The sequence below is a fragment of the Ureibacillus thermosphaericus genome (assembly GCF_002370195.2).
Classification (GTDB): domain Bacteria; phylum Bacillota; class Bacilli; order Bacillales_A; family Planococcaceae; genus Ureibacillus; species Ureibacillus thermosphaericus.
Window position 1 is genome coordinate 2,725,422 of record NZ_AP018335.1, and the last position, 25,609, is coordinate 2,751,030.

Genomic DNA, 25,609 nt, shown 5'->3' on the forward strand with positions numbered 1-25,609 from the left:
GAAAAAAATTAATAAAATTATAGTCTATTTATTAACTCAACTTTCGCAGACTGAAATTGGCAAATAAGCCTTGATATAGCTAGGAAGGTTGGATATCCACTGTTCTAGTTGACTTTGAATTAATTTTTTGATTTTCTTGTTGGTCTGTTTTATTACATCTTGAAGAAGCTCGATTAACTGCTGCAATGCGACAGCCCAATCAAGTTCATTTACTTCATCACATAGTTCATAAAACAGACCACCAATTGTTCGTTCATCCGTATTACAACGATTCTGCCAAGAGAGTACAATAAAACGTGTAAATACAATCGTTGTATGGGCAATAAGCGCATCATATGAACGACTTTGGAACTCTTTTTCAAGTTTTAAAAGGGATTTGGTTGTCTTAAAGAAAACCTCGATATCCCAGCGCATTCCGTAGATTCGCACAATTTCTTGTTCGGAGAGCGTGCAATCGGTACTAAGGATGGCAAGCCACTCACTTTTCTTATTTCTATTTTGAATGAATACCACTTTAACGGGTGTCCCGTTAGCCATTGTTGTATGAATTGAACGAAGAACTCCTTTCCCGGATGGAACAGGTACAGCTAAGCGATAAAGTTGCTTTAGTGAAACCATTTTATCGTTTACGTTATAGCGTTGTTTTGTTTCTTTAACCATCCCTATGACATCTAATCCTTGATCGACAATCGCTTTAACAAGTGGTGGCAAGGTAAACCAAGAATCCATAAGAACATAGCTGGCTTCGATTCCACTCGTTAATGCACGCTTAATCATATCAGGAATCTGTTCAGGCTCTGTTTGAAGTGCATTTTGTCTACGTTTATAGCCACATGTGCGTTTATCAATGTGATCAGAAATACCATTGATTTGTGACTTTCTCGAACTGACTAAAGAAAAGTCAATTGGCATAAATGTATGGCCATCTGACCAACCCAAAGTAAGCATACGAAAACCTTTATAAAAGCGCATTTTAAGTGAAGCATGATCAAAACAACGAGCGAGCAATTCGACCTTTTTACTGCGATTTCGATCATAGGAAGAATCATCAATAATGAACACTTTTGGTCGTGTTCGATTCGTAAGACTTGCCACTTTTCGAATGGTAAAAGTGCTCAATAGTAATAAAAAGCGGCGCCAGTTGAACGTTGCTTGGTTTAAAAAACGATAAACAGCGTCCTTAGCTGGAAATTGATCTGCTTTCTTTGAATCCAGTAGGGAAAACCAATTTCTATGTTGAAAAATCAAACAAAAAATAAGTTGAAATAAGTAAGAACAGCTAAAGCCAAACGATTTTTTAATTCCTGCTTGGCGTAGATGCTTATTTATTTCAAGCTCAGAAAAAACAGAGTCAAGTTCTTTTGGTAGTTGATTAAATTGGCTATTTTGGTTTATCATATAGGGGACACCTCTTCTGTATGGTAGTGTTTTTCATCAATTACACTATACCAAAGAACGAGGTGTTTTTTCATGATTATTTAAATTTGTCAACGAATATATTTGATAAACTCTGGTTTCAATAAAACCAATGATTAATGCTTATTTTTTAGGTGCGAAAGTTGAGTTATTAATATAAGTTAATCGAGTAGAAGGGAGCGATTAACTCCCGTCCTCTCACACCACCGTACGTACGGTTCCGTATACGGCGGTTCAATTAAGATGATTGACGCAAGTCTTTATAACTTCCGTGAATAGCTGTTCTCTTTATGCCAGTGGTCACTCCACCCTCCAAGAGGTCTCCCACGGGATTCACCGCTTCCTTCCTCAAGTGAGGTACTACGTTTTCTGTGTTCATCATGACTCACTGAATGCCAAGGGCTATTCTCTCTTAATTGTTCGGTCCTTCTTAGTAGTTCTAAACCAACTAATACTATGACCTCTGCTGACTTCTGACGGTTCAGCTACTTATCACTAAGTAGGTTATGAAGCGTACTTCACATATCCGCCAGACCTCCCCGGGTAAGAATGTAATCTTTCCTTCCATCTATCTGCTTCATTTACTCTGTACCACCTTTGGCAGAAAGGACTTTGTTTTGTTTAGCAAACTCATCCAATGATACCTAGCCTTATATGAAGTTCGTGTTCCTCAGACCGGAAGTTTGCCGCTCGCTTCCTTCAGATTCCGCGTCACCACGGACACCCTTGCGTTAAGCTAACTGTTACTTCTGCCTTCACAGTTCGGGACTTACACCCTATAGATTACACCCATGCCAGGCGCGCTAAAATAAAAAGCCGCCTACAACGGACGGCTCTTTTATTTAGGCAAATTACTAAATTTAAAAAGGGGGTTTCATTTAGAACAATAAACGTAGAGTATGAAGCTTTCATAACAAAATTGTAAAGAGAATGTTAAATTTCTCGATAAATGGGAATCATCACCCGCATACAAGTTCCTTTGCCAACAGTGCTTTCTACTTCTATTTTCCCTCGATGGGCTTCTACTAAATGTTTTACAATTGCAAGCCCTAACCCAGTGCCCCCTGAATTTCTGCTTCGTGCTTTATCAACGCGATAAAAACGCTCAAAAATGCGTGGAATTTCACTTTTCTCAATTCCAATTCCTTGATCTTCCACTTCCACAATTCCATAATGTTCATTTTCTTTCATGCGCAATGTTATGACCGTATGATTTGGGGAATAGGTAATACTGTTTACAATGAGGTTTGTAAAGATTTGAATTAAGCGGTTTTTGTCCCCCAGCACCATCACATCTCGTTTAATATCAACATCAAACTCCATATTTTTATGATCCATTTTCGGGCTTGTTACTTCGACGGCACGTATTAACACATCTTTTAAACTTGTTGGGACTAATTTTACTGTATAGCCATGTTGTTCAATTTTCGATAGATCTAATAAGTCTTGTATTAGCATTTGAAGTCGATTACTTTCTTGATAAATAATTTCTAAAAAGGATAGCAGCATTTTTTCATCTTTAAAAGCACCATCCAACAAAGTTTCAGAAAAACCTTTAATCGATGTAATCGGCGTTCTAAGTTCATGAGAAACATTCGCCACAAAGTCTTTTCGAATCTGTTCTAAACGAATCAGCTCAGTAATATCATGCATAACGATGACAATCCCTAACCAGCGACCGTGATCTCCTACAACAGGTGCCCCATAAACTTGTTCATAAATTTTTTCGTTATTCATTTCTATTTCGATTTGTTGTCGAAAAGGAAGCTCTGTTAAAAATACATGGTCTATAAATTTCTCCAATTCCCTAGGAAGACCTAGAGTTAAAAAGTTTTTTCCCTTTACTTCATTTAATGATAAATTAAATTCTTCCAAAAACTGACCATTAACAATGGATACTGTCCCTTCCCTATCAATCATGATAAGGGCGCTACCCATGTTTTCAATTAACGTCTTCAAGCGCTCATCTTCTATTTCTCTCATTTTTTCAATTTCTTGAAGATTTCGCGCTAAAATATTAATGGAATTTCGCAATTCAATGATTGTCGCTGGTCCACTGGCATAAGTTCTTGCGCGATAATTCCCTTTAATCAATTCTCGTGCTGTTTCAGTCACATTTTCTATGGGAATGAGCAATTCTTTAATTAATCGATTTGCGATGTAGGCGATTAATAAAAATGCAAACGTTAATAAAATCGCTAAAATAAAAGCTAGCTGATACTTAATCTGTTCAATTTGTTCCTCTGTAAAGGGAATATCGTTTTTCATAAAATAACTTTCCATATAGAAAGGAAATAGCTGACCTAGTACAATACCAAGGACAGCTATAATTGAACCCGTTAGCATAATAAAGATGAAAAACAATCGATTGCTTTGAGATTTCATTGTTTAGGCTCCTCAAATTTATAACCGATACCTCGCACCGTTTTGATAAACTTCGGTTTCCGGCTGTTTTCTTCTATTTTATCCCGCAAATGACTTATATGAACATCGACAATACGTGTATCACCCGCAAAATCATAGTTCCAAACGGCACTCAACAATTGATCTCTAGTCAATACACGATTTTTATTTTCCACTAAGTATACAAGCAACTCAAATTCTTTCGGTGTAAATTCAAGTGGTTGATTGTCTAGAAAAGCTTCATAACGTTCTGGATAAACTTCTAATTTTCCAAAATGATAATATTTTTTTTCTTTCTTTTCTTCTTGAAAACTTGAATTGAAACGGCGCAACACAGCTTTGACCCTAGCAATTACTTCTCTAGGACTAAAAGGTTTTGTCATATAGTCGTCAGCACCTAATTCAAGTCCCAATACTTTATCAAATTCATCATCACGAGCCGTTAACATGATGATGGGGATATTTTTCTTTTGACTCCTTAATTCTTTACAAACTTCCATCCCGTCCATCGTCGGCAACATTAAATCTAATAGAATTAAATCCGGCAAGTGCTCAAGGGCCATATCAAGCCCTTCTTTGCCATCGTGAGCGAGCAACACTTCATACCCGACGCGTTCTAAATTATACTTTAGCAATGTAGCAATCGATACTTCATCTTCTACAACTAAAATTGTTTGATTTGTTGACATGATTAATCCTCCATATTGCCTGTGATTTGAAACCCCCATTTCAAATCAGTAATTTGTTTATATTGGAGGTAAAACTTTTAATATGCCATGTAAGACTTGTTGGTGACTTTTATTCATTGCATCTACTTGAATACTTACAATATTATTTTCGTAGTCAATGTGCTGGACTTCTAGCAGAAATTCGATTGTTTCATAATGATATACCGGTTCTAAGTATATAATATTTTGCTCGCGAATATGCGAACCTGGACCGGGTAAATGCTTAGAAATGGCACTTGTCACGATTCCATTCAACATAATCGTTGGGACAATTGGCTTTTTAAAAAATGTATCTTTTGCATATTCATGCTGAATATATAATGGATTATTATCATTTGTTAACCCTAAATATATAAGCAAGTCTTTATCTTCAATTGTTTCAACTAAGTGAATCCTTTCACCAACAGCAATTTCATCAATTTTCTTGCCAATCTTGGTTCTTGCCCCGTTTAGCAAATCGAAAAATTCCCCCTAATTGGTTACTTTAGTAACATAGTATCAGTTTCTTCAGAAAATAGCCACAATAAAAGGACACAAATTAAGATAAGGCTTTCATAACATTTCTTACAGATTCAGCGGATTTTTGTAATGCTTCTTTCTCTTCTTCCGTTAATTCTAACTCGAAAATTTTCTCCACACCATTAGCTCCAATCAAAGTTGGTACGCCTAAATAAATATCTTCAAAACCATATTCCCCTTCTAAATAAGCAATTGTTGGCAATATACGACGCTGATCTTTTATAATCGCTTCTGCCATTTCCACTAATGCAGCTGAAGGGGCATAATATGCCGAACCATTTCCTAATAAGTTGACAATTTCTCCTCCACCCACTCGAGTTCGTTGAACAATTTCTTCAAGTCGTTGTTTTGAAATCAACGTTTCAATAGGGATTCCACCTACGTAAGAATAACGAGTGAGCGGCACCATTGTATCTCCATGTCCTCCTAAAACAAAACCAGTGACATCTTTTACAGATACATTTAATTCCTCTGCCACAAAAGCACGGAATCGTGCTGTATCTAATATGCCAGATTGTCCCATAACTTTATTTTTCGGAAGACCGGATTCTTTATATGCTACATACGTCATCGCGTCAACTGGGTTCGTTAATACAATAATTGTTGGATCTGAAGAATACTTCATGATTGCTTTTGTTACCGATTTTACGACTTTTTGATTGATTTGTACTAAATCATCACGGCTCATTCCAGGTTTTCGTGCTACGCCTGCAGTGATGATGACTAAATCTGAATTAGCTGTTTTCTCGTAATTTGATGTCCCGATAACATAAGAGTCAAAACCTTGAATCGGTGCTGCTTCCCACATATCCAACGCTTTTCCTTTTGTTGGATTTTCTGCTTCGGGAATATCGACTAATACAACATCTCCCAATTCTTTTTGTGCCAATAAAAAAGCTGTCGTAGCACCAGTAAATCCTGCTCCAATCACAGAAATCTTTTTTCTTTTTAAAGTCATGGATTACACCTCTTTCACAAAAATAATAAATAAAAAGGGTCGTCTCAATCTGAACTGCTCCCTGTCAAGTAGACAGTGTAAAAAATAAAAATGTTACTAAGCGGCTTGAGCCCTGTATTCTAAGGGACTTAAGCCGTTTAATTTTTTCTGATAACGGAAATTGTTATAAAAATAAATATATTCATCAATCGATTGTTTCAGTGCTTGATATGAATCATAGGTATTCAAATGATATTTTTCACATTTGAATTTACTCCAAAAGGATTCAATTGGAGCGTTATCGATGCATTGACCCACCCGAGACATACTTTGTGTTAATTGTGCCTCGTCTATAATTTCCTTATATTTTTTGGACGTATATTGGAATCCTCGATCGCTATGTACGAGTGGATGTTCATCAGGTTTCAGGGTTTGGATTGCTTTTCGTATGGTTTTAAAAACTAATTGATTATTATTGGAATGACCCAATTCATAACTCACAATAGAACCATCATACAAATCAATAATGGCACTTAAATAGGCTTTTTTTCCGTTCCCATATTTCAGCTCCGTTACATCTGTACACCATTTCATATTGGGCTTTTCTGCAGTAAACTCGCGATTTAATCGATTTTCAGCTACGTGTTGAACAGGTGATTTCTTATATCGTTTTCGTTTTCTTCGAATCACTGCTTGAATCTTCGCAATTTTCATCAAACGATAAATGCGTTTTTCATTGACAAGGGGCTCATTCGCCATTTTTCTGTATCGATTAATGGTGATGGTCATGCGACGATAACCATAGATTCCATTGACTTGTTCGTGAAGTGTTTTAATGCCCTCTAACAGTGATTCATTCAATTGTTCACGCGCTGATGGAGTGCGTTTCAGCCATTTATAATAAGCTGCTCGTGAAACGCCTGCGATGTGACAAAGTAAAATGATAGATAAGTGTTCGGTTTCATGTAATTCTTGAATGGCCTCATATCGAGTTTGTAATCGTACTTGGGTTAACAACACTTCCTTTCGATTTCCTCTAACTTTTTTAAAAATAGATTTTCTGCACGTAAACGTTCATTCTCGCGTTCAATTCGTTTGATTTCTAATTTAAATTTTTCTTCCGTCGTTAATTCTGATTTTGTGCGTCCACGGCGATCTTGTAGCCCTTCTTCTCCATGTAACTCAAATTTTTTCACCCATTGGTATACCTGTTGATAAGAAACTTGATAAGTTTGGGCTGCTAATTGATAATTTTTATGGTGCTTTAAGCAAAAATCGACTATCTCCATTCGTTCTAGTAGGGTTGTTTTTCTACCTTTTGTCATTGTTTTACTCAATCCTTTACCCGAATCTTTTATATCACAATGACTAGTATACTTTTTCACCCACTTCATTAAAATAGTTCTACCTGAAATTTGATGTTTTTTCATTAATTCGAGTAAAGAATATTCACCAGATAAATAATCCTCCACCGCTTGAATCTTCTGTTCTCTTGTATAGCATCGTGGAGAAAAGTTAGAGTGAAAGACCGCTTCACCAAAGGCTTCATACTTTCGAACCCATTCTTTTAAAGTACTTTGGTGAATTTTATATTGACGAGCAAGCTTTTCAAATGAATAATCACCCGTTAAATATAAATGAATCAGTTTTAACATGAACTCTTTAGGATACTTGTAAAAGGTCATAATGAAAGCCCCCTATTAGGTTAGATGAATTTTTATTTTTTCATCTGTCTACCTAATAGGGAGCATATCATCTGTTAGTTGAGACGGCCCAATTCAATCCGATTACTCGGTAAGCCTAAATATACAATTCTACAAAAGATATATTATTCCTTCTAGAAACTTATAATTAATTCATCTGCGAATTGAGAGCATTTAACTTCTGTCGCACCATCCATTAGACGTGCAAAGTCATAAGTAACAACTTTTGAAGCAATTGTTTTTTCAATTGATTTGATAATTAAATCTGCTGCTTCTTTCCAACCAAGGTGTTCAAACATTAACACACCAGAAAGAATTACAGATGAAGGGTTCACTTTGTCTAATCCAGCGTATTTTGGAGCAGTTCCGTGAGTAGCTTCAAAGATTGCGTGACCAGTTACATAGTTGATGTTTGCACCTGGAGCGATACCGATACCACCAACTTGTGCAGCTAATGCGTCAGAAATGTAGTCACCATTTAAGTTCATTGTAGCTACTACATCAAACTCTTTCGGACGAGTTAATACTTGTTGTAAGAAGATGTCAGCAATTGTATCTTTTACGATAATTTTACCAGCTGCTTCTGCTTCAGCTTGAGCTTCGTTTGCAGCCTCAACGCCTTTTTCAGCTTTAATGCGATCGTATTGATCCCAAGTGAATACTTTATCACCGAATTCACGTTCAGCTAATTCATAACCCCATTTTTTGAAGCCGCCTTCAGTGAATTTCATGATGTTACCTTTATGAACTAAAGTTACTGATTTGCGTCCTTCGCGAATAGCGTATTCAATAGCAGCACGAACTAGGCGCTCAGTACCTTCGATAGAGATTGGCTTAATACCAATTGCAGAACTTTCAGGGAAGCGGATTTTATTTACGCCAAATTCTTCTTGTAAGATGCTAATTAATTTTTTTGCATTCTCTGATTGAGCTTCGTATTCAATACCAGCATAAATATCTTCTGTGTTTTCACGGAAGATTACCATATCAACATGTTCAGGATGTTTTACAGGAGATGGAACACCTTCGAAGTAACGAACAGGACGTAAGCACACATATAAGTCAAGTTGTTGACGTAATGCTACGTTTAATGAACGAATTCCTCCGCCTACAGGAGTTGTAAGAGGACCTTTGATTGCAATTAAGTATTCGCTAATTTTATCTAAAGTTTCTTGTGGTAACCACTCACCAGTTTGATTGAATGCTTTCTCACCAGCAAGAACTTCCAACCATTGGATTTTTCTTTCGCCATTGTATGCTTTTTCAACAGCTGCATCAAATACACGTTGAGCTGCTGCCCAAATATCTGGTCCAGTACCATCTCCTTCAATGAAAGGAATAACAGGGTTGTTAGGTACTACTAATTTACCGTTTTCTACTGTAATTTTACCGTTAGTCATGTATGTTGCCTCCTATATTCATGAGTCTAGGACTGTGTCGTTTAACACAGTCCTAGTGTATTTTAGCATATTTTCTAAAAATTTTCTTATTAGATTAGAATAAAAAATTATCTTTCATCGATTGGAACGTATTGTTGACGTTGTGGTCCAACATATTCAGCACGAGGACGAATTAAGCGGTTATTTGCATATTGTTCAAGAATGTGAGCAAGCCATCCAGATGTACGAGATACTGCAAAGATTGGTGTGAATAGGTCATGCTCAATGTCTAGTGAGTCATACACTGATGCAGAGAAGAAGTCAACATTTGCTGGAAGACCTTTTTGTCCAACTACGATGTCATGAATTTTCACAGACATTTCGTATAATTCTGTTTTTCCTCTTAATGCTGTTAATTTTTCACTCATTACACGTAAATGTTTAGCACGTGGGTCTCCTTTGCGATATACGCGGTGACCAAATCCCATGATTTTTTCTTTGTTATTTAATTTGTTCATAATGTAAGGTTCTACGTTTTCAATTGAACCAATTTCAGTTAACATTTTCATTACTTGTTCGTTAGCTCCACCGTGAAGCGGCCCTTTTAATGCTCCAATTGCAGCTGTAATACCAGAGTAAACGTCAGAAAGTGTAGCGACACATACGCGCGCAGTAAATGTTGAAGCATTTAATTCGTGGTCCGCATGCAGAATTAATGCTTTATCAAATGCTTCTACTTCAATTGGCTCAGGATCTTTACCATGTAACATATATAAGAAGTTTGCTGCATATCCTAATTCAGGTTTTGGAGCAACAGGTTCTAAACCTTTACGTACACGAGCAAATGCTGTTACAATTGTCGAAATTTTTGCTTGAAGACGAATTGCTTTGCGATAGTTCGCTTCATCACTCATTACGTCAGCTTCTTCATCATACGCACTTAATAAAGAAACCGCTGTACGTAATGCAGCCATTGGATGAACTTTATCTAGAGGCATTGATTTAAATACATCGATAATTTGTTGAGGAATTTCAGCATTTTCAGCTAATTGTTTTTTAAGTTCTGCTAATTCTTCTTTATTTGGAAGACGTTGGTGCCATAATAGATAGATTACTTCTTCGAAAGTAGCATTTTCAGCCAAATCATCGATACTATAACCTACATATGTAAGTGTATCGTCGATTATTGAACTGATTTTTGATTCAGCTGCAATAATACCCTCTAAACCGCGTGTTGCTGTCATATAAAATCGCTCCCTCTCTTTAAATTTAAAAAAAATGTAAGTACTTATTGTAAGTGCTTTCTTTTTCTTCTATGACACTTACGATCGTTTCGCTCATAATGAACCTATTATTAAATCGCTTACATGGTTAATTATAATAAATTTTGACGGCTTTGTGAATAATTTTTCAAAAATAAAGAAAAAATCGTATTTTTAATAAAATCACCACTTAAACGAGAATAATTCCACGTTAACGAGATTATAATTACTTGGACTAGGGGTGATAAATTTGCAATTAAATAAATTTTCAACCTATTCGAATAAAAATGTAATTCAGTTGCTCGTGCTGATTTTATATTTTATTTTCCTTTGGCTCGTATTACCCATTTCATTAGCAATATTTTTTGCATATATGTTATATCCAATTATTCACTTTTGCCATCAGCGACTGAAACTACCATATATCATAAGTGCCATCATTATATCTTTATTAATCTTCCTATCAATTTATTCCTTCTTTTATATCACCATTCAAAGTATTATTGCCATTTATCCAGAAATAAAAATACAAGTAGATAATCTTCAATTATTTGATTCCGAATATTTAGTGGTATTAGAAAACATATTTAATGAGTCTTTATCGTATATCGATACTGCTATTATGAGTTTGGCTAGTTATTTGCAAGACTTTTTTCAATACATTTTTGAGCTCTTTATTTTTCTAGTGGCTTTCTTCTTTGCCTTGTTTGAATCAAGAAGAAATCGATACTGGTTTTTTATCTATGTGCCTAAACCATATCGTAAAGAATGGAAACAATATTTCTCCAAGGCGATGAACTTATTTAGCTATTTCTTATATGTAGAATTTCAGTTGTTCATTATTACCTTTTTCCTTCTTAGTATTGGACTGGCATTACTAAAATTTGAAAATCCAATAAACAAAGCCTTTCTAATCTCTTTTGCAGATGTATTGCCATTTTTCGGAATTGGGTTATTTCTCATTCCTATCGCCATATACTTTTTTGCAATTGGAGATAAGTTCGTAAGTTTAGCATTGGTTTTTCTTTATGTATTTATACAAATAACAAGGCAGCTAACTGAATCATTATTATGGGCATCCACTTTCCAATTGCGAACAGTCCACACATTTTTAATCAGCGCTGCCTCTATATTGTTGTTTGGGGTTTATGGTATATTGCTGAGTCCATTTATATTATTGATAGCTGTGAAAGTCAAACAAAAATCTATCGCTGGATAATAATCATCTCACTGTTTTTCATTTTTTTACGAATCCATTCTAAGATCATCGGTTTATAGAGACGTCTTGTCCATGGAAGAACCAAAGTAAAAGCAATTATATCCGTGAGAAATCCTGGTAATAAAAATAATACTCCTCCTAAAAATACGAGAAATGCATCGATCACCGCTTGTCCTGGGGGTTCTCCCCGTCGAATGCTATTCTGAATATTTTGTACGGATTCCAATCCTTGCTTTTTTGTTAACATCGCTCCAAATAAACTTGCTAATACAATTAATAACAATGTACTTAAGATGCCTAACCAATTACCGACGACAATGAAAATTGCAATCTCTATAAGAACAAACGCAATACATATGGAAAATAACTTTTTCAAATAATACCCTCCATTAGAGTAATTTTTTGACTACCATATATACGAAATTGCTAGGCTAAAAGTTTCAATTACAATAATATCGTAACAATAAATTGGGCTGTTAAAAAGTTTTCTACTTTTTAGACAGCCCAATTATGCTAATGCTTACAATACGCTTGCGTGACCTTTATAGATAACACCAGTTTCAGCATCCATTGTAATCTCTTGTCCATGTCGAATGATTGATGTTGCTTCTTTCACACCAACAATGACAGGGATGCCTAAGCTTAGACCAACGACAGCGGCATGGCTTGTTAAGCCACCTTCTTCAGTAATAATGCCCGCACATTTTTCAATTACCGACATCATTTCCCGATCGGTTCCAACCGTTACAAGGATACAACCTTCCGTATCATAAGCTTGTGCTTCTTCAGCATTTTTCACAACGATCGCTTTTCCAACGACAGATTGTTTACCAATTCCTTGTCCACGAGCTAATAAATCACCTATCACATGGACTTTCATTAAGTTCGTTGTTCCTGATTCTCCTACCGGCACTCCCGCAGTAATCACAACAATATCACCGTGATTTACATAACCATATTTCAACGCTTCATCCACAGCTAATTCTAAAATTTCATCCGTTGTCGTTACTTTATGTGTGACAATCGGATTAACGCCCCACACAAGCGTCAATTTTTGAGCAGTTGAAGGAGAATCTGTAATGGCGATAATCGGCACACCTGGACGGTATTTAGCAATCAATTTTGCTGTAACTCCGCTCGCAGTTGGTGCAAGCACCGCTTTAACACCTAAGTTAATTGAAGTGTATGAAACTGCTTGGGAAATGGCTTCGGTCATCGTTGTCTCTTTTTCACGACTTCTTGTTTGTACTATCGAACGATAATCCAGCGAGTTTTCTGTAAATACTGCAATTCTGTTCATCGTTTTCACAGATTCAACTGGATACTGACCAGCAGCTGTTTCTCCTGAAAGCATAATGGCATCTGTTCCATCAATGATTGCATTTGCCACGTCGCTTGCTTCCGCACGAGTCGGACGCGGATTTCGCTGCATAGAGTCTAACATTTGTGTAGCCGTGATGACAGGTTTTCCTACTTGATTGCACTTTTTAATTAATGCTTTTTGAACGAGCGGCACTTCTTCAGCAGGAATTTCCACTCCTAAATCTCCGCGAGCAACCATTAATCCATCAGAAACTTCAATAATTTCATCAATGTTATCTACGCCTTCTCGGTTTTCAATTTTAGGAATGATTTGAATGTGTCCGCCACCATTTTGTTCAAGCAATTCGCGTATTTCCAGCACATCTTTTGCTGTTCGCACGAAGGAAGCAGCGATAAAATCGACTCCTTGTTCAATTCCAAATAATATATCTTTCGCATCTTTCTCTGTAATGCCAGGTAGTTTTATTGAAACTCCAGGGACGTTCACACCTTTTTTATCTTTCAGCACTCCGGCATTTTCAACAATCGTATGAATTAATCCTTTATCGTAATCTTTCGCTAATACGCGCAATGCAATTAATCCGTCATCCAACAATATTGTATCGTTTTGATTTACATCATAAATTAATTTGTCATACGTAACGGAAAAACATGTTTCGTCTCCAAGAACTTCTGTCATTGAAATATCGATGACTTGTCCTGTTTTTAAGTGAACTTCCCCGTTTTTCATTGAATGTGTTCGAATTTCTGGACCTTTTGTATCAAGCAAAATTCCGACAATTTTATTTAATCGATTAGCTACATCTCGGATTGTTGCGATACGCATAGCATGTTCTTCATGTGTACCATGCGAAAAGTTAAGTCTCGCAACATTCATTCCGGCTTTAATAAGTTCTTCAAGAACTTCTGGAGATTCGCTTGCGGGTCCTATAGTACATACAATTTTTGTTTTTCTCATATACATTCTCTCCATTTTCTAGATTAAATTGAAAGTTCTTTTGATAAAGTATATAGACTAGTATCTGCTTTATGTTTTGCTGTAAAAATCTCCCGTAAATCATAATCGTAAACTTGATGATTTTTTATACCAACTGCACGACTAGTTTTCCCTTCCAACAATAATTCGACTGCTCGAGCACCTAGACGACTAGCCAATACCCGGTCAAATGCTGACGGTGATCCTCCCCGTTGAATATGCCCTAACACGGTAATCCTCGTTTCGATTCCAGCTTTTTCTTTTAGCATGTTTGCAAGTTTTGAGGCTGGCATAACTCCTTCTGCAACGATAATGATGCTATGTTTTTTATTTCGCGCTTCTCCACGCTTCATACGCGTAATAATATCATCTAAATCATACGGCTCCTCTGGTATAATAACAGATTCTGCACCGGCTGCAAGTCCCGACCATAAAGCAATGTCACCTGCATCTCTACCCATCACTTCTATAATAAAGGTATTTTCATGACTTGTTGCAGTATCACGAATTTTATCAATTGCACTGACAACTGTATTGAGTGCCGTATCAAAACCAATCGTAAATTCTGTACCAGCAATATCATTATCAATCGTTGCAGGAACACCAATACATGCTAATCCTAATTTCGTTAGCTCATAAGCTCCACGGAAAGAACCGTCGCCTCCAATTACTACTAAGCCTTCAATTCCAGCTTCTTTCATTTTTTCAATACCTTGTAGTTGATATTTCTTTTCTTTAAATTCTGGGCAACGGGATGAAAACAGCTTCGTTCCTCCTCGTTGAATAATCCCACCTACAGATCCTAAATCTAATAACTCTATTTTACCTTTTATAAAGCCTTCGTATCCATGGTATATTCCAAAGACTTCAACCCCATGATAATTGGCTTTTCGAACAACTGCACGAATTGCTGCATTCATGCCAGGTGAGTCACCGCCGCTCGTTAAAACACCTATTCTTTTCACCCTACTCCCTCCATTCAAATGCTCATAATGTTAACAATAACATAAAAAATTTCTATTGAAACTAGAAACTTTCATGTATTCCATTATTTATCATCGATAATAAAACTGTTCATGTAAAATGGAAAATGACAAAATCCTCACTATTGGATTTTGTCATTAGAAGGGTGGAAAGTCTAGTAATTTTATTGAACAATTTCTTCAATAAAATCTCCCATTTTACGGAATTTATCGTAGCGGTCTTGAATAATTTCCTCTTCCGACAATGCAGTTAATTGATCAAGCCCTTTTTTCAAATATTCCTTTAAGATTTTCGCTTGTGATACTGGGTCACGATGTGCTCCTCCTGGAACTTCAGGAATGATATCATCAATAATTCCCATTTCTTTTAAATCTTGAGCTGTAATTTTCATTGCCTCTGCTGCTTGTTTTGCAAGGCTAGCATCCTTCCATAAAATTGAAGCAGCACCTTCTGGAGAAATAACGGAGTATGTGGAATTTTCCAACATATAGATGCGGTTCGTTACTCCTAATGCCAATGCACCGCCGCTACCACCTTCTCCAATTACTACACTAATGACAGGCACTTTTAAACCAGCCATTTCAAACAGATTTTTGGCGATTGCCTCACTTTGTCCGCGCTCTTCTGCCGCTTTTCCTGGATAAGCGCCCTTTGTATCAATAAAACAAATAATAGGGCGTCTGAATTTCTCCGCCTGCTTCATTAAACGCAACGCTTTTCGATAACCTTCCGGATGGGGCATCCCGAAATTTCGTCGAATATTTTCCTTTGTTGCTTTACCACGTTGATGACCGATTACAGTAATCGGCTGTCCATCAAAAAAGGCAATTCCTCCAACAATCGCTTCATCATCAGCATAATAGCGATCACCATGGAGTTCAATAAAATCTGTAAAAATTTCTTTTATATAATCGAGAGTTGTTGGACGTTCAGGGTTTCGCGCTACTTGTACACGATTCCACGGTTCCATGTTCGAATAAATTTTAATTTCCAATTGGCGCAATCGTTCTTCCAATGTTTTAATTTCATCGGACATATCTACATCCGCATTCTTTGCCAGTTCCCTTAACTCATCAATTTTTTCTTTCAGTTTAATAATAGGTTCTTCAAATGACATCGGTTTAGACATGAGTTACTCCTCCTTTGCGGTGCAATTTCACGATTGTTGCCACCTTATCACGCATCTCTTTTCGATGGAAAATAGCATCTAATTGACCATGTGCAAGTAAGAACTCTGCTGTTTGGAAGTCATCAGGCAACTTCTCACGCACCGTTTGCTCGATTACCCTTCTCCCAGCAAACCCAATAAGCGCTTTTGGCTCAGCAATATTGAGATCTCCTAGTGAGGCGAAGCTTGCCGATACTCCACCAGTAGTTGGATCAGTCATGATGGATAAGAAAAGCAAACCTTCGTCACTGTGACGTTTTAAAGCAACGCTCGTTTTGGCCATTTGCATTAAGGAAATAACTCCCTCTTGCATTCGTGCACCGCCGCTCGCAGTAAAGATAATGAATGGCACTTGCATTTCCGTAGCTTTTTCGATTGCACGGGTAATTTTTTCGCCAACAACAGATCCCATTGATCCCATGCGGAAATGAGAGTCCATCACAGCAACAACGACCTCTTCCCCTTTTAACGTCCCGCTTCCTGTTAAAACCGCTTCGGATAATCCTGTTTTCTTCATATCCGCTTCTACTTTTTCTATATATGATGGGAAGTTAAGAGGGTTTGTCGTGCGTAAGTGTTCATCAAACGGCGTAAATGATTCAACATCTAAAAAGGAGTCGATCCGTTCCCAAGCAGTCATTTTAAAATGATGGTCGCAATTTGGACAAACTTTTAAATTCGTTTCAATTTCTTTTGTTAAAAAGATTTTTCGACATGATGGGCATTTCGTCATTAAATCTGCTGGAAATGAGCTTTCATTTTTAGAATTTACAATAACCCCTTTTGTTTTTTTCCGATTTAAATTTAGCAAACTTTTTATTGCCACGATTTTTCCCCCTACTATATTTATTCTTCATGCGATTTTAAAAAATCTAACCATTCAGTATATGCCTCAATAGCTTCTTTTTCATAACCAAGCTGCAAAGATTTTAATAGCCTTTGTAATATTGGCTTTTCTTCTTCCGTCGTCATTTTTTTTAACGCATTGGCACTATAAGCCACAAGTTGAATCCATATTCTAAGAGCTAAACGATTTTCTGATGCAATGAGAAGTTCACGTAAAATATGATCTCGAATTACTTCTGTTTCCAATTCAATTTTTAAAAATAAACTTTCCCAAACAGGAAGTTGTCTTAATCGTTTATCGGAGCAAATAATTCGTATCGCTTCTCTTTCATGAATTTCCCGTGTTTTATGAACATCGCGTATTGATTGATTTTCTTGCAATATAAAAGTAGCTAGTAATTCAACTAATCGATATTGTTGAGAGGAAGCTAAAAAAGTACCACCGCCATGGCGGGTCTCAATAATTCCTAGCAATTCTAAACTTCGTAACGCTTCTCTTACCGAAGATCTACCAACGCCTAACTTTTCAGATAAAACTCTTTCCGAGGGGAGCTTATCACCAGGTTGAAGTTTTTCAGTGATAATAATGTCTTTTAATTTACTAACAATTTCTAAAAAGACTTTTTTATTTTCTTGTTTCGTGTCCATGTTCACCTCAAAACGTTTTAACAACCCCTTATACCGATCGTTTACTAAAATACAGTAATCCCCAACATTATCATTTAAATCCTCACATAAAGTGGTCAGACCACTTTTGTACAGTTTACAAAATGTTTTCTGCTTTGTAAAGAAAAAACTGTGCAAAATCGCACAGTTTTTGTAAATTCAAACAAAAATATCTCGCTATTGAACATTTCTTATCATTTTCACTTTTATTTGAGGTTGGTTGTAGCGATATTCTACATTACCTTCTAAATAGATTAGCACCTCTTCTTTTATCCATCCTAGGCATTCATTATATTGTTTCGGAAACAGAGTTGCTGAAACCGATCCATATTCATCTTGAATTTGAACAAACGCCATCAGTTCACCTTTTTTTGTGCGAATTTGACGAATAGACTCTACTATTCCTACAAGTTTTACTAAGGCGTTTTGCGGAAGGCCATTCAACAGAAAACTATTTGTATTCACATGTAGTTTGTGGCGGATGTTTGTAACCGGATGTTCCGATAAATAAAATCCTATGACTTCCTTCTCGAATTCCAGTTTCATTTTATTTGGAATCGGCGCTGCTTCCATATATTTCGGTTTTCCAAATAGCGAGGTTTGTGAAGTAAATAAATCTTCTTCCTCTGTCGGCCGAACTATTTTTGCATGTTTTTCTGCTGCTTCAATCGTTGCAAGAAGCGTCGCTCGATTCTTTCCAAAATCGTCTAACGCACCTGCTTTAATCAATGGCTCTATCCATTTACGGGCGAAATAGTTACCGCTTAAGGAAACAGCCAAATCGAATATATCATGAAATTTACCTTGTTCTTTTCGAGCAGAAATTAATTTTTGTAAAAACGTTTGAGAAACGCCCTTGATTGCTGATAAGCTGTAGCGAATATTTCCATTTTCAACTGAAAATACCCGATTGCTTTTATGAAGGGAAGGCCGTAGTATCGATATACCTTTGCTTCTCGCTTCCATTATTAACGAGAATAATTTTTCTTGATTTCCTGTGGCAAAGGTCATCATGACAGCATAAAATTCCGCTGGATAATTTGCTTTCAAATAGGCCATCTGATAAGAAATCATGCTATATGCAACCGCGTGGCTTTTCGCGAAACCGTAATCTGCAAATCGCACAATTTGTTGATATACCGATTCTGCCACCTCTTTGCTATATCCTTTATGGATTGCGCCGTTGACAAAGGCTATTCTTTGCTCTTCCAATACCTCACGTTTTTTCTTGCTTACCGCTCTTCTCAATAAATCAGCCTGTCCTAGTGAGAATCCTGCTAGAATGTTGGCAATTTGCATAATCTGTTCTTGATATACTATGATGCCATACGTTTCTTTTAAAATTGGCTCTAAATCAGGGTGTGGCATCTCAACGGACTGCCCCCCTTTTTTCCTAGCTGCATAAATCGGAATAAACTGCATTGGTCCAGGTCTATACAGAGCATTTACTGCAACAATATCGGAAAATTGTGTAGGTACAATTTCCCTCAAAGCATTCTTCATTCCCTCCGACTCCAGCTGGAATATGCCTGCTGTATCCCCTTTTTGCAACAATTCAAAGGTTTTATGATCATCCAATGGGATTTCATTTAAATCAATTTTCTCATTTCGAGCATAGTAAATCATTTTTTGAATTTGCTCAATCATTGTTAAGTTTCGTAAACCTAAAAAGTCCATTTTTAATAGACCTACTTGCTCCACTTCTTGCATAGGCCATTGTGTAATAAAAATCCCATCATGTCCCTTTTCAATCGGAACGACCTCAACTAAAGGAACTGGACTTAACACGACACCGGCTGCGTGAGTGGAAGCATTTCTAGGTAATCCCTCTAATTTTAACGCCGTTTCAAACCAACGTTTTCGAATAGACTCCTCTTCAATCCATCTTCTTAAAGGTTCACTTGTATGGTATGCTTCTTTTAATGTAATCCCTAATTTATTTGGAATGAGACGAGAAATCATTTCAAGGGTGTCAGATTCAAAGTTGAACATTCTCGCTACATCCCTAGCGACAGCCTTTGCCGATAGACTGCCAAAGGTGATAATTTGCGCTACATGCTTCTCCCCATATTTTTTTGCCACATACTGAATTACTTCCTGTCTTCTCGTATCGACAAAGTCAATATCGATATCAGGCATCGTTACTCGCTCAGGATTTAAAAATCGCTCAAATAATAATCCGTAACGAATCGGGTCGACTTGGGTAATGTATAAGCAATAAGCCACAAGTGAACCAGCTGAGGAGCCTCTCCCTGGTCCAGTTAAAATTTGCTGCCCGCGAGCAAAATTCATAAAATCTGCAACAATTAAGAAATAATCAGCAAAACCCATGGAACAAATAATTTCTAACTCATGATTTAATCGATGGATATAGATTTCATTTGGTGCATTCGTTTTTAACCGCTCTTTTAATCCCTTCAACGCTAACATTCTCAATACTTGTTCCGCACTTTGTCCTTGTTGTAAAGGAAATTTTGGCAGTATATGGCCTTTTTGAGCGATGTCTACTTGGCAACTCAAAAGCATATTTCTGCTCTCTTGCAGCCACTCTTCACGGTCATTAAACCAGTGGAGCCAATCATGTTTAGTAGGAGTATAATGTCGTTTGTAATTTTCATTGATTTGTACTTGTTCGCTTAATTTAACGCCCGTTTCAATACTTCTTGCAACTCTATAACTAAAGGCATCTTCTCGATTTAAATATAGACATTCATGAATCGCCATGATAGGAATTTGCAATTTTTCACTCAGGTGAATGACTTCATTTTCAAAAGGAGACTTTTCTCCTTCAAGCCTTGAAATACCTAACCATATTCGCCCTTTGAATAACTTTTGCAACAGTTCGATGGAAGAGGGATGCTCTACCCATTTGGCATCATCACTTATAATTGGAATTACGACGGCAATACCGTTAGAGTATCCTTTTAGCCACTGAATTGGCAATAACTCATCATCTCTAATGGCAATGCTGCTAGATATCTTCAGTAGGTTTTTATATCCATCGTTGTTTTGTGCGTATATTAGAAGGGGAAGAACGATGTGATCAAACTGCACTCGAGCAGTAAGACCTATAACCGGATGAATACCTGCATTTTTTAATCCATGGTAAAAAGGCAAAAGCCCGTACAATTTTGTATTGACGATTGCACAAGCTTCTGCCTTTTGTTCAATTAAAAAAGGGATGAGTTCTTCCAAACGAATCGTACTCTTTAATAAATCTGCACTTGTTCGTACTTGTGGATAAATGGACAATCTGCATCCCTCCTGTATTTATTGATATTCTTTACAAAGTTGTTTTAAATCTGCAATTACTTGGTCTACTTCTTCCCATGAATAAGCAGTTGCGCCAGAAGCTAGAGGATGTCCACCTCCATGGTATTTTTTGGCGAGTTCATTGATAATTGGACCTTTTGAACGCAGTCGCACTCGAATCTCATGAGGTTCTTCAACAAAGAACGCCCATGCCCGAACACCTTTAATATTACTTAGTGACCCTACTAAAGAAGAAGTTTCGGAAGTAGTGACTTTGTATTCTTCAAGTAGTTCTTTTGGTAGTTTAATATATGCAGCGCCATTTTCGTCCATAGTAAAGTTTTGATATACATATCCTTGCAATTTTAATAGGTTTGGATCCATTTCATACATGCCATTAAAGATTTCGTTGCGATTGAACTGATAATTAACTAATTGCCCTGCAACTTCAAAGGTTTTAGTAGTTGTGCTAGGATATAAAAATCTCCCTGTATCTCCCACAATGCCTGCAAAAAGAAATTTCGCACATTCTTCAGACATTTTCCATCCTTTGTATTCTCGACCTTCTTCATACAATTCGTAGATTAATTCGCTACAGGAACTGGATTCCGTATCAACCCATACTAAATCTCCGTATGCATCATCGTTAGGATGGTGATCGATTTTTACGAGAAAATTTCCATTAGAATATCGATCATCATCAATTCTCTCAGTATTTGCAGTATCCGTTACGATGACAAGAGCCCCTTTATATTCTTCATCGGAAACTTCATCAGGATGAGCCAAGTAGGATAATAATTCATCATGCGTACCAACTGCATACACTTTTTTATTGGGATAATTATCTTTAATTAATGTTTTTAAACCGAATTGTGAACCGTATGCATCAGGATCCGGACGGATATGTCGATGAATAATAACTGTATCATATTGTTCAATAGTATCAATGATTCGTCGCTTCAAATTGGTACCCTCCAAAGTTATTGAAAAATTTTTTAATATATTAGCATTTTTATAAAAAAATCGTTACAATAATTTTAGTTTGTTTAGGAGGTTCTGAAAATGTTAAATGCGTTATTTGTAACTTTCATCATCGTTTCATTTGCCGCCTATTTTTACTATAAAACGAAACAATTTCGCACTTCATTGCCGATACAAAAAAAATGGTATAAAGCGAAAGCCGGTGTTGCTTTAGGTCTTTTCGTTGTATTTTTTGGTTTAAATACCTTTATTATTCAAGATACATTATTAGGTAATATAGTTGGTGTTGTTTTCGTTGTTGTCGGACTAATGGAATCTTATCACAGTTATAAACGTGCAAAACATGAAGGAAAATTTGTTCAACAAGAATATGAATTAAATAAGCAATAATCGATTTATGAAAAAGTTGTCCAATTTCTTTTGGACAACCTTTTTCATTTACTAACGATCTAACAGCTGGAAAGTAGCCATCGCTTTTCCAACAAGCGCTTCTTCGTGATAAACATCAAAATCCATTTTTACGAATTTTCTACTCATATCTAATATATGTGGAACAACTTTTAACACATTATCCATTTGAATTGGTTTAATATAATAAGTTGCAATGTTTTCTACTACCGCATCTCCACGTTTTCGTCTTTTTAGTGCAATTAATCCAACTTCCGTCAACAATGTTGTAAAGGCACCATAAGATATCGCACCATACTGGTTTGTCATTTGAGGCGTTACTGTAAATTCAACTACTACTTCTTCCTCACCAAGCACTTTCATTTCACTTTTTACGATATCATCAATCGTTTCACCATGTTGCGGTTGATGTTGGGACGTTTGCAATGCCTTTAATACATCTTGACGGCTGATTACACCTTGTAAATATCCATCATCATCCACGACAGGAAGTAAATCAATCCCTTCCCAAACCATTCGGTGGCCTGCTGAAGCAACACTTGTTTTCATTGACACGGAAATCGGTTGTTTTGTCATTACCTTATCAATTAATTCATTTTCATCTTTCCCAATCACGTCTTTAGCAGTGACAATCCCCACTAATTTATTATTTTTTGAAACAACCGGGAATGCTCCGTGCGTTGTGTGGGCATTTAATGCATGAAAATCAGCAACCGATTGTCCGACATTTAATTTTGCTGTATCTTCCAAACGTACATAAATATCTTCTATTAGCAAAATATCTTTTTTAATGAGTTGGTCATAAATGGCACGGTTAATCATCGTTGCTACTGTAAATGTATCATAACTAGATGAGATGATTGGCAACTCCAGTTCATCCGCGAGTCTTTTATTTTCTTCTGTCGTATCAAATCCACCTGTAATTAATACTGCTGCACCAGTTTTTAAAGCGTTGTGATGAGCTTTAAAACGGTTACCAACAATTAAAAGACTTCCAGGGTCGGTATAGCGCATCATATCTTCTAATTGCATTGCACCGATGACAAATTTATTCAACGTTTTATGCAACCCAGCTTTTCCACCGAGCACTTGTCCATCTACTATATTGACGATTTCCGCGAAAGTTAGACGTTCAATATTCTCCTTCTTTTTCTTTTCAATTCGAATCGTTCCTACGCGTTCAATAGAACTCACCAAACTTCGATTTTCTGCCTCTTTAATTGCTCGATATGCCGTACCTTCGCTTACTTGCATTTCTTTTGCAATTTGTCGGACTGATATTTTTTCGCCAATAGGAAGTGACTCGATATATTGCAATATTTTTTCATGTTTTGTGGACATCGATATCACCTATTTTCATCGTACTTTCTCCTCCCATAGTGTAACATATTTTCAATTATGTATAGAAAAAAATCGAGAAAGTAGTCATGGATATTTTACAATAATCGACAAAATCTCCATAACTCACTTTCTCTATTGCTATTCATTTAAAAAACTTTTTGATTTTATGTTTTATATGTTTAAGGCAATTCTACTTTTTGCCCTGCTTCTAAAATTTGAACTTTACTATTTTTCACCAATTTCGCAAAGTCATTCGGATCTTGTTTAATGACTGGGAACGTATTGTAATGAATTGGTACAACCGTTTTAGGTCTTAATAATTCCACAGCATATGCCGCATCTTCAGGGCCCATTGTAAAGTTATCACCAATCGGTAAAAAGGCAACATCAATTTCATTTCGGTCACCAATTAATTTCATATCACCAAATAACGCTGTATCGCCTGCATGATAAATTGTTAAACCTTCCGCGTAGAACAAGATTCCACCAGGGTTTCCTGCATTGACAACTTCTGTTTCAGTTTCATAAGTAGAACCGTGGAAAGCAAGCGTATATTTTACTTTACCAAATGGAAATTCATAAGCTCCTCCAACTCCCATTGGATGGGCATTGACACCTTGTTTTTGTAAATATACTGCCAACTCATTTAGCGCCACTACTTGCGAATTGTGCGCTTTCGCTAGCGCTATCGTATCTCCAACATGGTCATTATGACCGTGTGTCAATAAAATCACATCCGGCTTTTCTTCCTCAACTTTTAAATCAGTTAAAGGGTTTCCTGTAATAAACGGGTCTATTAAAATCGTTGTGCCATTTGTTTTAATTTTTACGACGGAATGACCATGGTAAGAAATTTCCATTATGTTTCCCCCTTTAAATAAATAAAATTTCATCATTTATATTTCTACAAAACCTTCTTTTTTCCTTCTTTTTGCTATACTAATACTGTTATATTTCCTTTTATGTAATATATAAACCAAACTTGGAGGAACGACTAATGAGCAAAATGATAAATATCCAATCTTACTTAAAGGAGCAGCAAATTGATATAGCCTTCGTTACAAATCCAGATAATGTATTTTATTTTTCAGGGTTTAAAAGTAATCCCCACGAAAGATTACTAGGTATTTCGATTTTTCAAAATGCAGACCCGTTCATCATATGTCCGAAAATGGAAATCTCTGATGTGAAATCTTCGGGTTGGTCATTTGATATTGTTGGTCATAGTGATACCGATCAACCATGGAATATATTAGCGAACGAAATACATTCTCGTACGAACAATATTTCAACAATTGCTATTGAAAAAGGGCATTTAACAGTTGAACGATTTGAAGCTCTACAAGCCTTCTTCCCTAATGCTCGTTTTGTTCCAATTGATAATCAAATAAACGAGCTTCGGGTAATGAAAGATAAAGAAGAACTGGATAAATTAAGAAAAGCCGCTGAATTAGCCGATTATGCAATTGATGTCGGTGTAAAGGCCATCAAGGAAGGTATTACTGAACTAGAAATTGTTCACATTATTGAAAGTGCTATTAAGGAAAAAGGTTATTCCATGTCCTTCGAAACGACTGTATTATCTGGTCCAAAAGCTGCATCTCCACACGGTACTCCAGGAAATCGCACTATTCAAAAAGGCGACTTTGTGTTGTTTGATTTAGGGGTAATTTACGAAGGATACTGTTCCGATATCACTCGCACCGTTGCATTCGGGGAAATTAACGAAGAACAAAGAAAGATTTATGAAACAGTAAAAAAATCAAACGAAGAATCCATAAAATCAGTGAAACCTGGAATTCGCTGCATGGATTTAGATAAAATTTCCCGGGATATAATTTCTGATGCAGGATATGGTGAATATTATACTCACCGATTAGGCCATGGTCTTGGCATTTCAGTACACGAATTCCCATCAATTACTGGAACAAATGAAATGAAATTAAAACCAGGCATGGTATTTACAATTGAACCTGGCATTTACAAATCCGATGTGGCTGGAGTTCGTATAGAAGATGATGTTGTCGTAACGGAAAATGGTGTTGAAGTCCTAACGAAATATCCAAAAGAATTAATCATTATCCAATAATTGAAAGAG

Annotated in this window: 22 protein-coding genes; 3 read left to right on the plus strand and 19 right to left on the minus strand. The window is 36.5% G+C overall.

Annotation, left to right across the window (positions count from 1 at the left end):
• Positions 1-36: 36 nt before the first annotated feature.
• The 9 genes from UtA1_RS13110 to citZ form a co-directional block, all read right to left on the minus strand.
• On the minus strand, positions 37-1,398 hold the full coding sequence (locus UtA1_RS13110) for an IS4 family transposase (RefSeq protein ID WP_096549894.1): 1,362 nt from the start codon (positions 1,396-1,398) through the stop codon (positions 37-39).
• 256 nt (positions 1,399-1,654) lie between these two features.
• The gene (locus UtA1_RS17280; RefSeq protein ID WP_172597779.1) at positions 1,655-1,798 is read right to left on the minus strand and encodes a hypothetical protein; all 144 of its coding nucleotides are present in this window, start codon (positions 1,796-1,798) and stop codon (positions 1,655-1,657) included.
• 551 nt (positions 1,799-2,349) lie between these two features.
• The gene (pnpS, locus tag UtA1_RS13120; RefSeq protein ID WP_096551493.1) at positions 2,350-3,801 is read right to left on the minus strand and encodes a two-component system histidine kinase PnpS; all 1,452 of its coding nucleotides are present in this window, start codon (positions 3,799-3,801) and stop codon (positions 2,350-2,352) included.
• Positions 3,798-4,508 (minus strand): response regulator transcription factor, encoded by a 711-nt coding sequence (locus tag UtA1_RS13125; protein ID WP_016837134.1) that lies wholly within the window; start codon positions 4,506-4,508, stop codon positions 3,798-3,800. Before UtA1_RS13125 ends, pnpS begins: the two co-directional genes overlap by 4 nt.
• A 57-nt stretch (positions 4,509-4,565) precedes the next feature.
• Positions 4,566-5,003, minus strand: coding sequence for a MaoC/PaaZ C-terminal domain-containing protein (locus UtA1_RS13130; RefSeq protein ID WP_096551495.1), 438 nt, complete (start codon positions 5,001-5,003; stop codon positions 4,566-4,568).
• Positions 5,004-5,085: 82 nt separating this feature from the next.
• Positions 5,086-6,024, minus strand: a complete 939-nt coding sequence (gene mdh / locus UtA1_RS13135) for a malate dehydrogenase (protein WP_096551497.1) — start codon at positions 6,022-6,024, stop codon at positions 5,086-5,088.
• 96 nt (positions 6,025-6,120) lie between these two features.
• Positions 6,121-7,688, minus strand: a protein-coding gene (locus UtA1_RS18065) for an IS3 family transposase (protein WP_408647294.1) whose coding sequence is annotated in 2 segments (ribosomal slippage) — positions 6,121-7,052 and positions 7,052-7,688 — 1,569 coding nt in all. Because the reading frame shifts where the segments join, the coding sequence is not laid out codon by codon here.
• Between the two features lie 152 nt (positions 7,689-7,840).
• The gene (gene icd / locus UtA1_RS13150) at positions 7,841-9,106 is read right to left on the minus strand and encodes an NADP-dependent isocitrate dehydrogenase (protein ID WP_096551501.1); all 1,266 of its coding nucleotides are present in this window, start codon (positions 9,104-9,106) and stop codon (positions 7,841-7,843) included.
• Between the two features lie 107 nt (positions 9,107-9,213).
• Positions 9,214-10,329, minus strand: coding sequence for a citrate synthase (gene citZ / locus UtA1_RS13155; protein WP_096551503.1), 1,116 nt, complete (start codon positions 10,327-10,329; stop codon positions 9,214-9,216).
• A gap of 259 nt (positions 10,330-10,588) precedes the next feature.
• Between citZ and UtA1_RS13160 the strand changes: the two genes are divergently transcribed.
• Complete coding sequence (locus tag UtA1_RS13160) at positions 10,589-11,566, plus strand: AI-2E family transporter (protein ID WP_232019848.1); 978 nt, start codon at positions 10,589-10,591, stop codon at positions 11,564-11,566.
• Here UtA1_RS13160 and UtA1_RS13165 read toward each other — a convergent pair.
• The 8 genes from UtA1_RS13165 to UtA1_RS13200 all read right to left on the minus strand — a co-directional run bounded on the left by UtA1_RS13165 (position 11,553) and on the right by UtA1_RS13200 (position 21,744).
• A complete protein-coding gene (locus tag UtA1_RS13165; RefSeq protein ID WP_016837128.1) occupies positions 11,553-11,942 on the minus strand; it encodes an FxsA family protein in 390 nt (129 codons plus the stop codon). The genes UtA1_RS13160 and UtA1_RS13165 overlap by 14 nt on opposite strands.
• A gap of 144 nt (positions 11,943-12,086) precedes the next feature.
• Positions 12,087-13,847, minus strand: a complete 1,761-nt coding sequence (gene pyk, locus UtA1_RS13170; protein WP_016837127.1) for a pyruvate kinase — start codon at positions 13,845-13,847, stop codon at positions 12,087-12,089.
• 23 nt (positions 13,848-13,870) lie between these two features.
• On the minus strand, positions 13,871-14,830 hold the full coding sequence (pfkA, locus tag UtA1_RS13175; protein WP_096551507.1) for a 6-phosphofructokinase: 960 nt from the start codon (positions 14,828-14,830) through the stop codon (positions 13,871-13,873).
• Between the two features lie 182 nt (positions 14,831-15,012).
• The gene (accA, locus tag UtA1_RS13180; protein ID WP_096551508.1) at positions 15,013-15,978 is read right to left on the minus strand and encodes an acetyl-CoA carboxylase carboxyl transferase subunit alpha; all 966 of its coding nucleotides are present in this window, start codon (positions 15,976-15,978) and stop codon (positions 15,013-15,015) included.
• Entirely contained in the window at positions 15,971-16,843 is an 873-nt protein-coding gene (accD, locus tag UtA1_RS13185) for an acetyl-CoA carboxylase, carboxyltransferase subunit beta (protein ID WP_016837124.1), read from the minus strand. Before accD ends, accA begins: the two co-directional genes overlap by 8 nt.
• Before the next feature lie 20 nt (positions 16,844-16,863).
• Entirely contained in the window at positions 16,864-17,511 is a 648-nt protein-coding gene (locus UtA1_RS13190; protein ID WP_096551510.1) for a FadR/GntR family transcriptional regulator, read from the minus strand.
• Positions 17,512-17,706: 195 nt separating this feature from the next.
• Positions 17,707-20,781, minus strand: coding sequence for a DNA polymerase III subunit alpha (gene dnaE / locus UtA1_RS13195; RefSeq protein WP_096551513.1), 3,075 nt, complete (start codon positions 20,779-20,781; stop codon positions 17,707-17,709).
• Positions 20,782-20,799: 18 nt separating this feature from the next.
• Positions 20,800-21,744 carry a DHH family phosphoesterase gene (locus tag UtA1_RS13200; protein ID WP_096551515.1) on the minus strand — a complete coding sequence of 315 codons (945 nt, stop codon included), beginning with the start codon at positions 21,742-21,744 and terminating at the stop codon, positions 20,800-20,802.
• A gap of 99 nt (positions 21,745-21,843) precedes the next feature.
• Here UtA1_RS13200 and UtA1_RS13205 point away from each other — a divergent pair, with 99 nt between their 5' ends.
• A complete protein-coding gene (locus UtA1_RS13205; RefSeq protein WP_096551517.1) occupies positions 21,844-22,152 on the plus strand; it encodes a YtpI family protein in 309 nt (102 codons plus the stop codon).
• Positions 22,153-22,203: 51 nt separating this feature from the next.
• On the opposite strand, the gene UtA1_RS13210 is transcribed toward UtA1_RS13205, so the two are convergent.
• Together UtA1_RS13210 and UtA1_RS13215 are read right to left on the minus strand one after the other, a co-directional pair.
• Complete coding sequence (locus tag UtA1_RS13210) at positions 22,204-23,511, minus strand: DRTGG domain-containing protein (protein WP_096551519.1); 1,308 nt, start codon at positions 23,509-23,511, stop codon at positions 22,204-22,206.
• Positions 23,512-23,690: 179 nt separating this feature from the next.
• The gene (locus tag UtA1_RS13215) at positions 23,691-24,371 is read right to left on the minus strand and encodes a metal-dependent hydrolase (RefSeq protein WP_096551521.1); all 681 of its coding nucleotides are present in this window, start codon (positions 24,369-24,371) and stop codon (positions 23,691-23,693) included.
• 137 nt (positions 24,372-24,508) lie between these two features.
• Between UtA1_RS13215 and UtA1_RS13220 the strand changes: the two genes are divergently transcribed.
• Positions 24,509-25,600, plus strand: a complete 1,092-nt coding sequence (locus UtA1_RS13220; protein WP_096551523.1) for a M24 family metallopeptidase — start codon at positions 24,509-24,511, stop codon at positions 25,598-25,600.
• Positions 25,601-25,609 lie beyond the last annotated feature (9 nt).

What these genes read in the sequence shown, in the direction of transcription:
- UtA1_RS13110 (WP_096549894.1), bottom strand. Translation starts at nt 1,398, where the DNA reads ATGATAAACCAAAATAGCCAATTTAATCAACTACCAAAAGAACTTGAC.
- UtA1_RS13210 (WP_096551519.1), bottom strand. Translation starts at nt 23,511, where the DNA reads ATGTCCACAAAACATGAAAAAATATTGCAATATATCGAGTCACTTCCT.
- UtA1_RS13205 (WP_096551517.1), top strand. Translation starts at nt 21,844, where the DNA reads ATGTTAAATGCGTTATTTGTAACTTTCATCATCGTTTCATTTGCCGCC.
- icd (WP_096551501.1), bottom strand. Translation starts at nt 9,106, where the DNA reads ATGACTAACGGTAAAATTACAGTAGAAAACGGTAAATTAGTAGTACCT.
- mdh (WP_096551497.1), bottom strand. Translation starts at nt 6,024, where the DNA reads ATGACTTTAAAAAGAAAAAAGATTTCTGTGATTGGAGCAGGATTTACT.
- citZ (WP_096551503.1), bottom strand. Translation starts at nt 10,329, where the DNA reads ATGACAGCAACACGCGGTTTAGAGGGTATTATTGCAGCTGAATCAAAA.
- UtA1_RS13220 (WP_096551523.1), top strand. Translation starts at nt 24,509, where the DNA reads ATGAGCAAAATGATAAATATCCAATCTTACTTAAAGGAGCAGCAAATT.
- UtA1_RS13125 (WP_016837134.1), bottom strand. Translation starts at nt 4,508, where the DNA reads ATGTCAACAAATCAAACAATTTTAGTTGTAGAAGATGAAGTATCGATT.
- accA (WP_096551508.1), bottom strand. Translation starts at nt 15,978, where the DNA reads ATGTCTAAACCGATGTCATTTGAAGAACCTATTATTAAACTGAAAGAA.
- pnpS (WP_096551493.1), bottom strand. Translation starts at nt 3,801, where the DNA reads ATGAAATCTCAAAGCAATCGATTGTTTTTCATCTTTATTATGCTAACG.
- UtA1_RS13215 (WP_096551521.1), bottom strand. Translation starts at nt 24,371, where the DNA reads ATGGAAATTTCTTACCATGGTCATTCCGTCGTAAAAATTAAAACAAAT.
- pyk (WP_016837127.1), bottom strand. Translation starts at nt 13,847, where the DNA reads ATGAGAAAAACAAAAATTGTATGTACTATAGGACCCGCAAGCGAATCT.
- UtA1_RS13190 (WP_096551510.1), bottom strand. Translation starts at nt 17,511, where the DNA reads ATGGACACGAAACAAGAAAATAAAAAAGTCTTTTTAGAAATTGTTAGT.
- UtA1_RS17280 (WP_172597779.1), bottom strand. Translation starts at nt 1,798, where the DNA reads ATGATGAACACAGAAAACGTAGTACCTCACTTGAGGAAGGAAGCGGTG.